Annotated in this window: 23 protein-coding genes; all 23 read left to right on the plus strand. The window is 40.2% G+C overall.

Annotated features, from left to right (window positions below; genetic code table 11):
• Nucleotides 1-390 (plus strand): hypothetical protein (locus tag LCY76_RS22635; RefSeq protein WP_248254756.1); only part of this gene is annotated, 390 nt, incomplete at its 5' end.
• 152 nt (nt 391-542) lie between these two features.
• Nucleotides 543-986: a hypothetical protein gene (locus LCY76_RS22640; RefSeq protein ID WP_248254757.1), complete on the plus strand. Its 444-nt coding sequence runs from the start codon at nt 543-545 to the stop codon at nt 984-986.
• Nucleotides 987-1,455: 469 nt separating this feature from the next.
• A complete protein-coding gene (locus LCY76_RS22645; RefSeq protein WP_248254758.1) occupies nt 1,456-1,632 on the plus strand; it encodes a hypothetical protein in 177 nt (58 codons plus the stop codon).
• A 2-nt stretch (nt 1,633-1,634) separates the two neighbouring features.
• Nucleotides 1,635-1,772 (plus strand): hypothetical protein, encoded by a 138-nt coding sequence (locus LCY76_RS22650; protein ID WP_248254759.1) that lies wholly within the window; start codon nt 1,635-1,637, stop codon nt 1,770-1,772.
• Nucleotides 1,763-1,903: a hypothetical protein gene (locus LCY76_RS22655; RefSeq protein WP_248254760.1), complete on the plus strand. Its 141-nt coding sequence runs from the start codon at nt 1,763-1,765 to the stop codon at nt 1,901-1,903. Before LCY76_RS22650 ends, LCY76_RS22655 begins: the two co-directional genes overlap by 10 nt.
• Before the next feature lie 16 nt (nt 1,904-1,919).
• Nucleotides 1,920-2,078 (plus strand): PTS ascorbate transporter subunit IIC, encoded by a 159-nt coding sequence (locus LCY76_RS22660; RefSeq protein ID WP_248254761.1) that lies wholly within the window; start codon nt 1,920-1,922, stop codon nt 2,076-2,078.
• 4 nt (nt 2,079-2,082) lie between these two features.
• Nucleotides 2,083-2,289 carry a hypothetical protein gene (locus LCY76_RS22665; RefSeq protein ID WP_248254762.1) on the plus strand — a complete coding sequence of 69 codons (207 nt, stop codon included), beginning with the start codon at nt 2,083-2,085 and terminating at the stop codon, nt 2,287-2,289.
• A 73-nt stretch (nt 2,290-2,362) separates the two neighbouring features.
• Nucleotides 2,363-2,566 carry a hypothetical protein gene (locus LCY76_RS22670; protein WP_248254763.1) on the plus strand — a complete coding sequence of 68 codons (204 nt, stop codon included), beginning with the start codon at nt 2,363-2,365 and terminating at the stop codon, nt 2,564-2,566.
• A 42-nt stretch (nt 2,567-2,608) separates the two neighbouring features.
• Nucleotides 2,609-2,803, plus strand: a complete 195-nt coding sequence (locus LCY76_RS22675) for a hypothetical protein (protein WP_248254764.1) — start codon at nt 2,609-2,611, stop codon at nt 2,801-2,803.
• Between the two features lie 105 nt (nt 2,804-2,908).
• Nucleotides 2,909-4,033, plus strand: a complete 1,125-nt coding sequence (locus LCY76_RS22680) for a hypothetical protein (protein WP_248254765.1) — start codon at nt 2,909-2,911, stop codon at nt 4,031-4,033.
• Between the two features lie 18 nt (nt 4,034-4,051).
• Complete coding sequence (locus tag LCY76_RS22685) at nt 4,052-6,508, plus strand: fibronectin type III domain-containing protein (RefSeq protein ID WP_248254766.1); 2,457 nt, start codon at nt 4,052-4,054, stop codon at nt 6,506-6,508.
• A 6-nt stretch (nt 6,509-6,514) separates the two neighbouring features.
• The gene (locus LCY76_RS22690; protein WP_248254767.1) at nt 6,515-6,688 is read left to right on the plus strand and encodes a hypothetical protein; all 174 of its coding nucleotides are present in this window, start codon (nt 6,515-6,517) and stop codon (nt 6,686-6,688) included.
• A 2-nt stretch (nt 6,689-6,690) separates the two neighbouring features.
• Nucleotides 6,691-7,266, plus strand: a complete 576-nt coding sequence (locus LCY76_RS22695; RefSeq protein WP_336606289.1) for a hypothetical protein — start codon at nt 6,691-6,693, stop codon at nt 7,264-7,266.
• A 3-nt stretch (nt 7,267-7,269) separates the two neighbouring features.
• Nucleotides 7,270-7,551 carry a hypothetical protein gene (locus tag LCY76_RS22700; RefSeq protein ID WP_248254768.1) on the plus strand — a complete coding sequence of 94 codons (282 nt, stop codon included), beginning with the start codon at nt 7,270-7,272 and terminating at the stop codon, nt 7,549-7,551.
• Nucleotides 7,545-7,685: a hypothetical protein gene (locus LCY76_RS22705; RefSeq protein WP_248254778.1), complete on the plus strand. Its 141-nt coding sequence runs from the start codon at nt 7,545-7,547 to the stop codon at nt 7,683-7,685. The genes LCY76_RS22700 and LCY76_RS22705 overlap by 7 nt, the downstream gene beginning before the upstream one ends.
• Nucleotide 7,686: 1 nt before the next feature.
• Nucleotides 7,687-8,085 (plus strand): hypothetical protein, encoded by a 399-nt coding sequence (locus tag LCY76_RS22710; RefSeq protein WP_248254769.1) that lies wholly within the window; start codon nt 7,687-7,689, stop codon nt 8,083-8,085.
• A gap of 59 nt (nt 8,086-8,144) precedes the next feature.
• Nucleotides 8,145-8,486, plus strand: a complete 342-nt coding sequence (locus tag LCY76_RS22715; RefSeq protein WP_248254770.1) for a hypothetical protein — start codon at nt 8,145-8,147, stop codon at nt 8,484-8,486.
• Nucleotides 8,487-9,146: a DEAD/DEAH box helicase family protein gene (locus LCY76_RS22720; protein WP_248254771.1), complete on the plus strand. Its 660-nt coding sequence runs from the start codon at nt 8,487-8,489 to the stop codon at nt 9,144-9,146. It abuts the gene before it with no gap.
• Nucleotides 9,133-9,471, plus strand: coding sequence for a hypothetical protein (locus LCY76_RS22725; RefSeq protein WP_248254772.1), 339 nt, complete (start codon nt 9,133-9,135; stop codon nt 9,469-9,471). The genes LCY76_RS22720 and LCY76_RS22725 overlap by 14 nt, the downstream gene beginning before the upstream one ends.
• Nucleotides 9,472-9,540: 69 nt before the next feature.
• On the plus strand, nt 9,541-9,900 hold the full coding sequence (locus tag LCY76_RS22730) for a hypothetical protein (protein WP_248254773.1): 360 nt from the start codon (nt 9,541-9,543) through the stop codon (nt 9,898-9,900).
• On the plus strand, nt 9,893-10,630 hold the full coding sequence (locus LCY76_RS22735) for a lytic transglycosylase domain-containing protein (protein WP_248254774.1): 738 nt from the start codon (nt 9,893-9,895) through the stop codon (nt 10,628-10,630). Before LCY76_RS22730 ends, LCY76_RS22735 begins: the two co-directional genes overlap by 8 nt.
• Nucleotides 10,631-10,896: 266 nt before the next feature.
• Nucleotides 10,897-11,454 (plus strand): recombinase family protein, encoded by a 558-nt coding sequence (locus LCY76_RS22740; RefSeq protein WP_248254775.1) that lies wholly within the window; start codon nt 10,897-10,899, stop codon nt 11,452-11,454.
• A gap of 502 nt (nt 11,455-11,956) precedes the next feature.
• The coding region (locus LCY76_RS22745; protein WP_248254776.1) for a helix-turn-helix domain-containing protein at nt 11,957-12,426 on the plus strand (470 nt) is incomplete at its 3' end.

Consider the following 12,426-nt stretch of genomic DNA (forward strand, 5'->3'; position numbering starts at 1 on the left):
GTGAAGGGGGGTACTTCACCACGTGAAGGGGAAAGAAAAAGAATTAAAGAAAAAGAACTTAAAGAAAAAGAATTAAAGAATCTATCTATCAAAGAGCAGCTTAAAAACTTTGTTCAAACAAACAACTTAACAGGATTAGAAAAGCAAAGATTGATTGATAGATTGACTAATTATCCTCCAAAGGTAAATTTTCTTTCTTACGCTTCCAAAACGTTAGACAGCATTAGAAAAGAAATAGCAGAAGAGGAGAAACAACAGAAAAAATCAGCAACACTTCCGGAATGGTTAAAAGAAGATGAAAAGAAAGAAGAAGCAGCTGCAACAGATCAGAGCCAGGAAGAAGAAGCAAATAAGAAATGGCTTGAAGAATTATTAAAAGAGGGTTTCTAAAAAACATAAAGCAAAGTGCTATTAATATAAACTTAATAGCACTTTATTTTATTTAGCAAAGAATATGTAATATAAAATCAATAGCAAATAACTTCTAAAAGTGCTAGCATATAGTTAGTATTTTACTTTTGCTATTGAAAGGGGTTTATATAGTGCTAGTAAAAGATATATTAAAAATGACCTATGAAATGAAAATAGCTGAAATTGCTAAAGATCATTTACCATTCGGGGAAAAGAAGTTAAGGGATTTTTTAAAAAGTATCGGTGCAAAGCCCCAGAACGGTAAAAAGGGTTGGTTGTATGATGATGTGGAAGAAAATTACTTGCAGGCAGACATAAATGAATTAATGGGGAACGGATCAGCAGCTCCTGGAGAACCAAAGAAGGAAAAAAAAGAGGTAAAAAAAGTGGAAAGTGTTCAGAAAAAAGAAAGCAGCCTTTCAGCTATGTTATCTTCTGATCAAAATAAAAAACGGGTTTACAAGGGATATTATTTGGATGAGGACGTTCACTCCGTTATAGAAAAAGCACCCAACAAGACTCAATTTGTAAACGCAGCATTAAGGCAAATATTTAAACAAGAAGGCTTACTGTAAAAAAATCAAAAATAAAAAGGGTGTTCAGCCGGATTTTCAGACCAGGCAGAACACCCTTTTTTCATGTAAAAACGTGTGGTTTTTAAATATAAGTATATATTAATTTTTGCACGGGTTTTCGAATTTCCTTGCTAACTTTGTGATAGGGAATATACAAAAACGAAGATTTGTTTTCTGGGGGTAATTTTAAAAAAATAAAAGTTTTGGCATATACAACTATTATTTCCTTGTGGTAAATTCGAGGTAACAAAAGAGCAAATAAAAAAGTTGCAGTCTCACAACGGTTTGGCGACCGTGGTAAGGATTACAGGTACAGACATACCTTGCAACCAGGAAATTCCCACTACAACTCTAACTAGAAGTATATTCTTTTATTGTAAATTGTAAAGGGAACAAGGGTTTGTTATGTCTGTGTGTCTAAACGCAGATATAACAAACCCTTTTTTATTTGGCTTTTAGGGGTGAAAAGATGACAGAACCACAAGTAGTAGTTCCGGTGGAGATCAGAGAGGTAACAAAGATTGAAACCGAAAAAGGCACGATCAACGTTATCCATGAAGTAACCCTGGGGGACTTGATTATCTCAACCATTCTCCTGGCTTCCTTAATTTTCATGGTTCTTAGCCGGGTTATTAGGAGGAACTAGGGATGTTTGAAACAGTCAATCAGACTCCAAAAGAAATCATCTTTATCTATATCGTGTTTATGGCAGCCTGTTTTGTGACCTATCCACTCATTAGGTTAATAACAACAGCGATGGAAAAGGGGCTGAATAAATGGAGATAGGCGGTTTAATGGCTTACGCCTTCAAAGTTTTTTTAGGAAACCCCGACATTATGGCTGCTTTAATCACATGGGCGGTAATTTCAACCCTAGCATTAACAGTCATAGAGATTTTTAAAGAAACAAGGCTATGAAAGGGGCTAGGTTAAATTGAATTTATCGGGCGTGTGGGATTGGACGTTCTTCTGGAACTCTTTTGGATTCATCCTTAAAACAGTCGCTTCCTTCTTAATGATTATTGTGGCGATTATTGCGGTCGGCTTGCTTCTAAGTGTAGTTATCAAAGCCGTAAAAAATAGCAGGGAATAGCTGCATGAAACAAATTGATTTTTACACTTCTGACAATATGGCACAGTTTTGGGATTTTACAAAGGGACTGCTTCAAACGACAGCACCAGGCATTATGCTTTGGTTTGCGGTGACAGCGGTCGGAATTGTACTCACGATCATTGTAAAAGCGTTTAGGCAATCATCCAAAGAGGATGATGAAGATGATGAAATTGAAGTAAGGCATTACTAATCGTTAATAACCGGGGCTTCCTGGTCATTATATAAAACCAAAAAATTCATTTTCCACAAGGAGGAAAAACATTATGCCAGGTTTAGGATTGTATTTAGGTGCAGCAGTTGACTTCTCAGGAATTACACTTCCGTTTTCAGTGTCTGATCTTGTAGGAAGCGGTAACGCTCTTCTAGGTCTTGTAGGTTCATTCGTACTTCTAGGACTTGCTTTTGCTTTCGTTCCAAAAATTATCAAGATCATCAGAAATGCCTTCGGACAAGGCGGACGTGCTTAAGATATTTAATCCATTCATCAGCAGAGAAAGGGGGTTTATCCCATGCCAATGATTTTAGGTGCAGCTATTAGTTTCGGTTCTTTATCTCTTCCTTTCGATGTTGCTGATCTTGTAGGAAGCGGTAACGCTCTTCTAGGGCTTGTAGGTTCTTTTGTTCTTCTAGGACTTGCTTTCGCTTTCGTTCCAAAGATTATCAAAATCATCAGAAACGCCTTCGGACAAGGCGGGCGTGCTTAAATGGCAGCCTTTAAAAAGGGGGGCAGTAGATACCTGTTCCCCCTTTTTTCATACCGGAAACCGTGCGGTATTTAATAGCATAAAAAACCCGTAGGAAGTGATGTTTTGAGTAGAGTTTTCAAGAGGCTTTCTTTTTTTATGCCTTTCCTGGTTCTCTTTTACGCTTCTACAGCTTCGGCAGCGTTTTACAGCTCCTTCAAGTATGACTCTTCCAGTGATATGTATGTGATGGATTTATCCGGCACTACCTGGGATTCCGTCAATATCGTTTATAAGGCAACGAACGGCGGAACGATCTTCAATGACACGCAATCGAACAACGGCAGCGGAACACAGTATTTTGTTTGTAACGGTTCGGCGACGCTTAAATTTTATGATGGCAGCGACCTGGTCAACACTTCAACGGTCACTATGTCCCAAATTCAGAGCGAACGTTCAGCGTGTGCAGCTGAAGCACCGCCAGGGGATTCCGGGGGCGGTGGAAGTTCCGGGGGAGGAAGCAGCTGCATTGGTTGTGAGGTATTCAACTGTCCTGGATGGGATGAATACATGGGAAAGGTTAATCAGATTATCGGGGCAATACCTCCTGCACCGGATTGGGACGAGATCGCCAAGAAGTTTAGAGACACGATAGCACCCAGGGTAAAAGCGGATATGGAGGACTTGCTCGGATATGCACCAACTCCACCAGGAGCACCGGACGCCCCAAACGTCCCGATTCCGACAGTGCCGGGGAAACCGACAGCCCCTTCTCTTCCTGCTGATCTGGACGACAGAGGGATAAAACCGCCAACAGGAAATGAAGATCCCGGATTGAAGGATTCGGTATTTACAGAGGACGACATAAAAAAGCAAGCCCCAGTTATTAAACAGCGAACAGACCCGACAGGGGGCTTTAAAATATTAGACCCTATATCCGGTCTTCCTTCACAAGAAGAGTTTGAAAAGAATAAACCGGATGAAGGTTCTGCACCGTTGCCAGGCGACCCCAAAGAGCTTGAAAACAAGTCTCCTTATCCTTCGGAAGATAGCAACACCGCACCAACGCCGGACGAAGGAAGCAATACAGCGCCTACTCCGGACGAGGACGAAAACAAAGCACCGACACCGGACGACAGCAGCGGCACAGCACCGATACCGGATGAGAGCGGCACAGCCCCTTTACCGGACGAGAGTGGGACTGCACCATTGCCGGACGAAAGAGGCACAGCCCCTTTACCTGGTGATTAGAAAGGAGTGAGAGAAGAATTGATAAAGAGTCAAAAGAAAGTATCATTGCTGCTGATTCTTGCCATAGTCCTTTCGTTTTTTCCGACAGGATTAAAAGCCCTGGCAGCGGATAAAACCACATCAGACCTTTTAAGTGGTAAGAATATGAATTTAGGGAGTTCGCAAAACGGAAGCGAACTAGGGACGACAAACTTAATTACCGATAATGACCCGGCGACTTATTACCAAAGGGCTGTTACTGGGAATACGAGTTACATTAGTTATTCATTTCCGGCTCTGGTTGATATTGAGAGTATTTCTCTAAAGATGGACGTTATTAGTGGAAATTCGCCGAGTGTTTATCTCTATTATGGGAACGGAGGAATGGCACTGAATAAAAGTGTGTCGGGGAATTTTAGCGGAATAATACCAGGTTCTTTGGCAGGGGCAATAAAGAATCTTGTCATTTTGATTCCTTCTAATACAGCTGTAAAAGTATATGATCTCAAAATCACAGGTTCATCCACTGACCCGGTTATTACGTTGCCCAAAAACGCTAATGACTTTGTGCTGATCGAGGCAAGAAATGAACCAGGGGATAAAGTGACATTTACCTGGAAAACAGACGGAACGTTCAATCAAGGGAAAATTCAGATCAATGGCTATATGGGGGGGAATTACCCTTTGAGTTCCGGCGGTTTTGCTACAGAAACTGTCACTATAACAGATGATAACTTCAATGCAACAAGGGATTCTTTTTTTAAAAATGACATGATAGCCCTTAAAATGTCCGGTCCTTATACTGGTTCTCTCTATTCCGTTGCAATCAACGGTAAGTATGTAGGGATGGCGGAATATAAAGACACAACGCCCCCAGCGGATATAAAAAACCTCAATACAACAAAGATTACCGACTCCGGGGCTTCCTTCTCCTGGACAGAACCAACAGACACCGATTTTAATTCAGTGCAAATATACCGGAACGGAACGTTAATAAAAGAAGTGTATAAAGGTACTTCAACTTTTTCAGATAGTGGTTTGAGTGCTTCAACCAACTACACTTATAAATTTAAAGCCGTTGATAAAAGTGGCAATGCTTCAGCAGGAGTAGAAGCCAGTATTAAAACGAACGTTCCGCCGGACACAACGCCCCCGGCGAATGTAACGAACCTGGAAGGAATACCAACAGAGGACACCATCACATTAAGTTGGAAAAACCCTCCGGATTATGATTTTGCTAAGGTCAAAATTTACGAAGATGGAATATACACCAAAACAGTTACAGCAGAGGAAGCACCGAAGGCATTTTTTGACGGATTGAAGCCCGAAACAAGCTATACCTTTAAAGTGACTTCTCTTGATGATGTTGGAAACGAAAGTTTAGGGGCTTCAATCACAGTCAAGACGTTAGCAGTACCGGAGCTTACGGATATATCTGATCTGTCAGCGACTTCTAAATATGACCGGGTTAGGTTGTCCTGGAAGCTGCCGGAAAGTAAATACTTTCATCATGTGAAGATCTATCGGAAAGAAAACAAGAGCAGCAGCCCTTCCCTGTTCGGTGAAGTTTTCGGCGGTGAGAAAGTATATGCAGCAGATACCGCAGACGGATATACGCCCTACTTTGAAACAGACGGTACATATTGGGTGGATTTAACGGTAAAGCCGGACACGGAATATAAATACAAATTAACTGCGATAGATACTCGTTCACACGAAACTAAAGGGCTTGAAGTGACAGTAAAAACACCGGCAGAAGTTCCGCCTGTTATGGATGGAGTGGATTTTTCAGAAGATAAAACCACCGGAGACTACACTATCACCTGGGACAAGCCCACTACTGGGAAGGTGAAAATTTTAGTCGGCGGAACAGAGTACAAACAAGTTAGTGCTGATCTGGGTAAATATACGATTCCAAAAAGTGACTTGAAGTATGATTCATTCGGTTCTCCAGATGTTAAAGTGCAAGCGGTATCGGATTCCGGATTAGAGAGTTCTATTGAGAGCCCAAAAGGAAGTATAGACTCCGTTTCGGTAACGGATTTGATTAAAACAGGTAACGGGCTTCTGTGGTATGTTGCCCCGTTGATTTTACTGGCACTATCGTTTCTGCTTGTTCCGAAATTGCGGAGATTAATCATAGGCAGCTTTAAAGGTATGAGAACAAAAGAAGGGTCGGCAAAGATCGTAGAACGGAGAACAGACCAAAAAGAAACGAAAGAAGAAAAAGAACCGAGAGAAAGGCAGCTGCACCAGGGACGAGAGTTTAATAAAAAAGTAGACCGAATGGAACGACCTGTTAAAGCTGAAAAAGTTGTTAAAACGACAGAAGAAAAGAGAAACCGGAAAACAGAGCCGAAAATTGACCGTAGAGCAACGAAAAGAAGAGGGGTAAGGGTTAGGGAAGCCCGGAAGGCGAAAGAGCCGAGAGAAGCCCGTAGAAGCCCTAGAGAACCAAGAACAACAAGAGAGCCAAGAAAGGGCAGGGGGGCGTAATAAAAAATGAATACCGACCTTTTGCAAGGGATGATTGACATTGTATTTAAGGGGAACTTATTTTACCTTTCCCCTTTCATCTTTGTTTTGATGGTGATCTTGTTTGCAGATCGTTTAATTGAATTGATTTACAACGCTATCGGCAGCGGAGAAGGCAACGGCAGAAGGAACAGGTACTAAACATGGGAAACTTTATGCTTTTTTTCTCCCTGGGGATTCTAGGGGACGCCTTTTCTAAAATGTTTAGCTTTTTAGGTGACATATTCGGGGGGCTTTTTAGCTTCCTGGGTAAAATCTTTGGGGGCTTGTTTAGCTTTCTGGGAAACCTGTTTAAAAATCTATTTGGCGTTATATGGGACGTTATTAAATGGATTGGCAAGGTGCTTGCAAAGCTCTTTCAAAATTTACTGGACGTCATAATAGGCTTTTTCAAGGTCATTTACGCCTTAATAGATGGCTTGTTGTATCTCCTTTACATGATTGGAGTATTAGCCATAAAGCTATTCCTGGTTATCTTTGAAGCTGCTAAAGTGCTTTACTCCTTTATCGTTGGTTTTGTAAAAACCCTCGGAAGCCTGGCATATTCGCCGAGATCAACAGGAGGGAACGGATATTCCGAGATGATCGGGAAGTTATTTAAAAATTTAGAGGTGCTACAGCTTAATTCAGTCGCTTATATCCTGCTTTTTGTTTTGTGGTTCACGACAGCGATTATGGCAATTAAACTTCTGTCCTCTATCCGGGTTGGCGGTGATTGATAAATGGACGTTAAAGGCGTTATTCATGGGTTTATAGATAAGATATTCACTCCGCCTATAACATTCCTAGATTTAGCTATAGAGAAGCTAAGAGCAGTAGGGACAGCAACCTCACAAGGGTTAAATATAGGACAGTATTTTGCAATCTTCGGAGACTTGCCGGGAGCGTGGCAACTGGTAGTCTCCTCAATTTTAATCTCAACCGTGTTATTAGGTTCACTTTTAATATTTAGATCAGTCATGAGAATGTATTACGCAGTCAAAGAGGGGGTTAAATGGTGGTAGATGCTTTTGTATACATGTATTTTGTCGGTGCAGGGGTAAGTCTGGGAGTGGCTAGTGTTGTTTTATTGTCTTTTAAGGTGTATCAGCGAATGAAAAACAAACCAACGAAGAAGAGAAAAGGAGCTGCATTCTAAAATGAGACTTATGGGCAGAAGAAAAGAAGAGGACGAATTTAGTTTTGAAACCAGTGACTTGCTGATTGTGTTTGATGATGAGAAGAAAACCAGTGACATTATGAGGGTTACAGGCGTCAATGAAGAGTCTGTTATGGTAGCCGGATTTTATAAAGTACCAGTGGGCGACTGTGTGATTACGAATGGAAAAGAAGGACGGAATTACTTTTACCGAGCACCTTCTCAATCTATCCGAGAAACGGAAAGGTTAGCACGCCTGGAAGAAAACATGGTTTTGTCGCAGATCACTGCCTATAGACCGCCAGTTCCCCCGACTACTATGGATTGGACAAAAGGCTTGCTCTTTGGATTAGTATTTATTGCTTTTATTGTAATGGGTATTTCCGGATGTCAAAAGTAGTGCTTGAGAGAAGCGCTGTAGAGCAAATAACTTTGATTAATAAAGGGGTTGTACGATAAATGCAACAGGGAAACGCTGAGAAACTACAGTCTGTTATAAGTGATGATCTATTCCCCCAGGTGCAGCATATTTCTGATGTAAAACAAGTCATTGAAGAAATGAAGAACACTTCCCAAAACCTAAGAGAGCCACAAATGAAAGCTCTCTTGCTTCTAAAGGCTATGGGGGAAAATACATATCTTCACGGGGATAAAAACCCATACTTAAAAATCTATGAATATATCATTGGACAAGGTAAAACGCATATTGCTTCACCAGATTACTACTTAGACACAATCGAGGCATTAATTCCTAAACCGCCGAAGCCTGTCATTTTAGCAGATAAAGGCGGTAAAAAGTAAATGGCACATCATTTCTTCATACAAGGTCCTCTAGGGGCAGGAAAAACATTACTTATGTCATTACTGGCACACCATTGGAAAGAAAAAACCGAGAGCAGAGGGGGGAAGGTTGCTCTTTTTTCTAACTATGGACTCCTGGACAGCTTCCCCATGACTCACTATACCGATTGGTACAAAGTCGCTGAAGCCCAGGGCAGCATAGTTTGTTGGGATGAAGCACAGATGGCGTTTTCTAACAGGAAATGGAGTAAATTCGGTTCAACCCTGGCAACAGAGGTTTTAATGTTCACAAGGAAAATGCAATCCGTTCAGATTTATTGCAGCCCCTCTATAAAAAACGTAGATAGCCGTATAAGAGACATAGTGGAAGTCCTGGTTAACGTCCGAAAAATAGGCGATAAAGGGTTCTCACTTCATTTTACGGATTATCAGACCGGGGAATTTATGCATAAGCAATTTATACCTATGTGGAAAGCAAGAAAGGTTTTCAAACTAGCTTTATATGACTCTTTTAACATGGTTCAAGGTTTTCCATTGCCTTCTACAGAGAAGCAGGGAACAGAGTTTTTCGAGACGTTAGAAGAGATACATGACAGAGCCAGGGGGAAGGTTAGATCATTCCCCAAAAAGAAGGGGAGCAAACCGCATGAACGTAGATGAATTTACACTCATTCCAAAAGGATATAAAAACAAAGACCCTAGAAGCCTTTTGTTTTTATATCCCAACTCGATAAACATTGTAGCTTACGCCAAAAAAATGCAGCAGTTTTCTTTCTATCAGTCCCTAGAGGTTGCAGAGGATTTGGCGAAGCGCCAGGGCTTCATTCTGCTTCCCTGGGAATGTATTCACTGGCAAAGAGCGAAGCTCTTCGGGGTAGATCGTAAAGTTAAGATCGGCAGGAAATCCTTTTTTCTTATGAGACCGTCAGACCTAACAAAGACAGAAAAAAGGAAACTGGATGAATATCTAAGTAACGTTGGTTAAAATCCGAACGAATGCAGCTGCAAAACAAGATCCGAATGAAGCTAAAAACGAACGATAGGGGAAATGGGAATGATTTTAACATTAAAAAGGTTAGAAATAACGGTTTTACTTCTTCATATGTCGATCATGAGAAACAGCGTTAAAAAATGGTTTAAGAAAGCCTATGGCAGCAAGGAAGGAAAAGAGCTTACAAAACGATTTGACGAAGTGAAAAAACAGTTTGAAAGCCAAATAGAACAGGAAGAAAGTAATTTTAATTTCAATATCAATGAATTTGATATGATTTACACGTTTGTCATGTGGTACAAGCCCAAACTTGAAGAAATGCTAAAAGCTGCCGGAAAAGTGAAAGAAGAAGATCAAGGACAGTTAAATTGTTTACAGGATATTATCAGCCACATGGAAGAAGTGAAAAAGCTCTATGCCTAAGTTTTTAGCGCTTTTTCTTTTTTCTGTATCACTTTCTTTCTCTTTGTGCTTCCCGGCAGAAGCAAGTGTTAATGAGTGGGAAACTCAACAACAGAACCTAGAACAACAAAAAACAGAATTGAAAGATCAGATCAAAGAACTGGACGAGAAAATAAATGCTTTCCCGGATGAAGAAAAAGAAGATCGGGAAGCAGTTATCAATAAAAAGTTAAAACTAGGAAGAGAATACAGCCGAAAGGCAAACTATGAAGAAGCCTATAAAAGAGCCATTGAAATGGCAACGGGACAAACGATAGGTGAAAACACAGGAACTGAACAACGCTCATTTATTCCGGCTTCTCTACTTCCAGGAGAAGAAGCACCGGCGCAGTACATACCCATTTATAAAGCTGCAGGGGAGCAGTATGGCGTAGATTGGTATGTATTGGCTTCCATACATAAAATCGAAACATCATACAGCAGTATAAGGTATATGATTTCAAGCGTTGGCGCACAAGGCCACATGCAATTCATGCCTTCTACTTTTTCAGCTTATGGAGTGGATGGGGACGGGGACGGAAAACGCAGCCCCTGGGATTTGAAGGACGCTATTTTTTCAGCTGCAAACTATCTTTCAAAAAACAGATACAGCACAGACCCAAGAGGGGCTATATGGCATTATAACCATGCCGAATGGTATGTAAATAAGGTTTTGAGAACAGCCGGACAGATTAAAAAAGGCAGCATTTAAAAAGTGGCTTTATCAAAAACGATCGTTTTTGATAAGAAATAAAACGAATTGAAAATGACTATTTTCCAAGCGTTTTCACCATTAAAAAATATTTACAAAAACAAATTATCACTCTTTACATCAATTACCCTTTTTGATAAAATTAAAGGTGTAAAGGAAAGGAAATATTGCTAAATGTTGGTTATTATCGCAGTTATACTAATCGTTATCGTTTTACCTGCCTTTATTGAATTTAAAATCATGAAAAGAAAGCGAGGTACTTAAAAATGATTTTTGGATATGCCAGGGTTTCAACGCCAGATCAGAACTTGCAAATGCAAATAGATGAGTTGCAAAAAGAGGGTGTGTTTGAAATTTTCCAAGAGAAAATCACAACCCGTAAGAGAGAACGTCCAGCACTGGAAGAACTGCTAAAGGTAATAAGAGCCGGGGACAGGGTTGTAGTCTATAAATTAGACCGGATTAGTAGAAGTACCCGTCATTTAATTGAACTGGTCGAAACCTTTGAGGAAAAAGGGGTCGAATTTGTTTCGATAAAAGATAATATCGACACTTCAACACCGACAGGGAAATTCTTTTTCCACATGATGGCTGCCATAGCAGAATTAGAAAGGGACGTAATTAGCGAGAGGACACGCTCAGGCATTGCAAACGCCCGGGCAAGGGGTAGACAAGGGGGGCGTCCTAAAAAGGACGAGAAGGCTATCCAGACGGCTTTAAAAATGTATCATTCAAAAGACTTTTCTATAAGTGAAATTGTTAAAGCAACCGGGGTTAGTCAAGCAACGCTATATAGAAATATAAATAAACAAGAGGCTAAATAGTTCTTTATTCCTATGAATATTGTCTTATTTATAGTATAGAATTAGGTTTTGGAGGTGTTTATTCTTGTATTTGGAAAGGGTTAGGGCAAAAGGGAATAGTTATCTGTATCTAAAGACCTATCATGTAAGAGAACATTATTCTAGCAATAAACTTACACTTTACAAGTTTGGTAGGGTTGAAACTGCTTTGGAAAATATGTACCACTGGGAACAGGATTTTAAAGCCTTTCCCTCTGAATTGAAACAGATTGGCTGCACAAAAGAAAATCTGGCTTCCTGGATAGACACCCTGGAAACCAGACTACATAGCAAAAATCGAATTGTTGTCTAGTGTTAGCACCACTAGACAACCGATAGCACTTAGGTAACAGCAAATGCGAGAGAGCCTATACGCAAGTGAGCTGAAACGCAAGTGAGAGCTTATTCTTAATACTAAGGTTTAAGGCTCTTTCTTGCAACGGGTAAAAAATATCAGATTTTGTAAAAATAGGGAGAGTCTAACATGAGAAAAACTGAAATAGTAGATTTGGAAAACGTAAGAAATTCAAATGCGATAGAGGTAGAAGATCAAAACGAAGTGAACTTTGTATTTTTAGAGCACGTTGTAATTGATTCTTTAATTTTCGAGGATATTTACGAAAAAATGGTTTACATAGTTTTAAAGCGTTTTGCGAATTTCAACTCGAAACAAGGGTTTCCAAGTGTAAAAAGGCTTGCTCAATTATCCATATGTAGCGAAAACAAAGTACGATCATCTTTAAAAAAACTAGAAGCTAAAAAGTTAATAAAAGTAACAATGAGAAATAACGGTATAACGAACCTTTCAAACAAATATACAGTGCTTAAAATAACAGAAGAGTTAAAGGAATTGAACTATAAAAATGTAGAGGAAAAGGAAAAACAAAGCACAGGGGGGGTACTTCACCACGTGAAGGGGGGTACTTCACCACGTGAAGGGGGGTACTTCACCAC

This window comes from Fictibacillus marinisediminis, from assembly GCF_023149135.1.
In the GTDB taxonomy this organism is placed as follows: Bacteria; Bacillota; Bacilli; order Bacillales; family Fictibacillaceae; genus Fictibacillus_C; species Fictibacillus_C marinisediminis.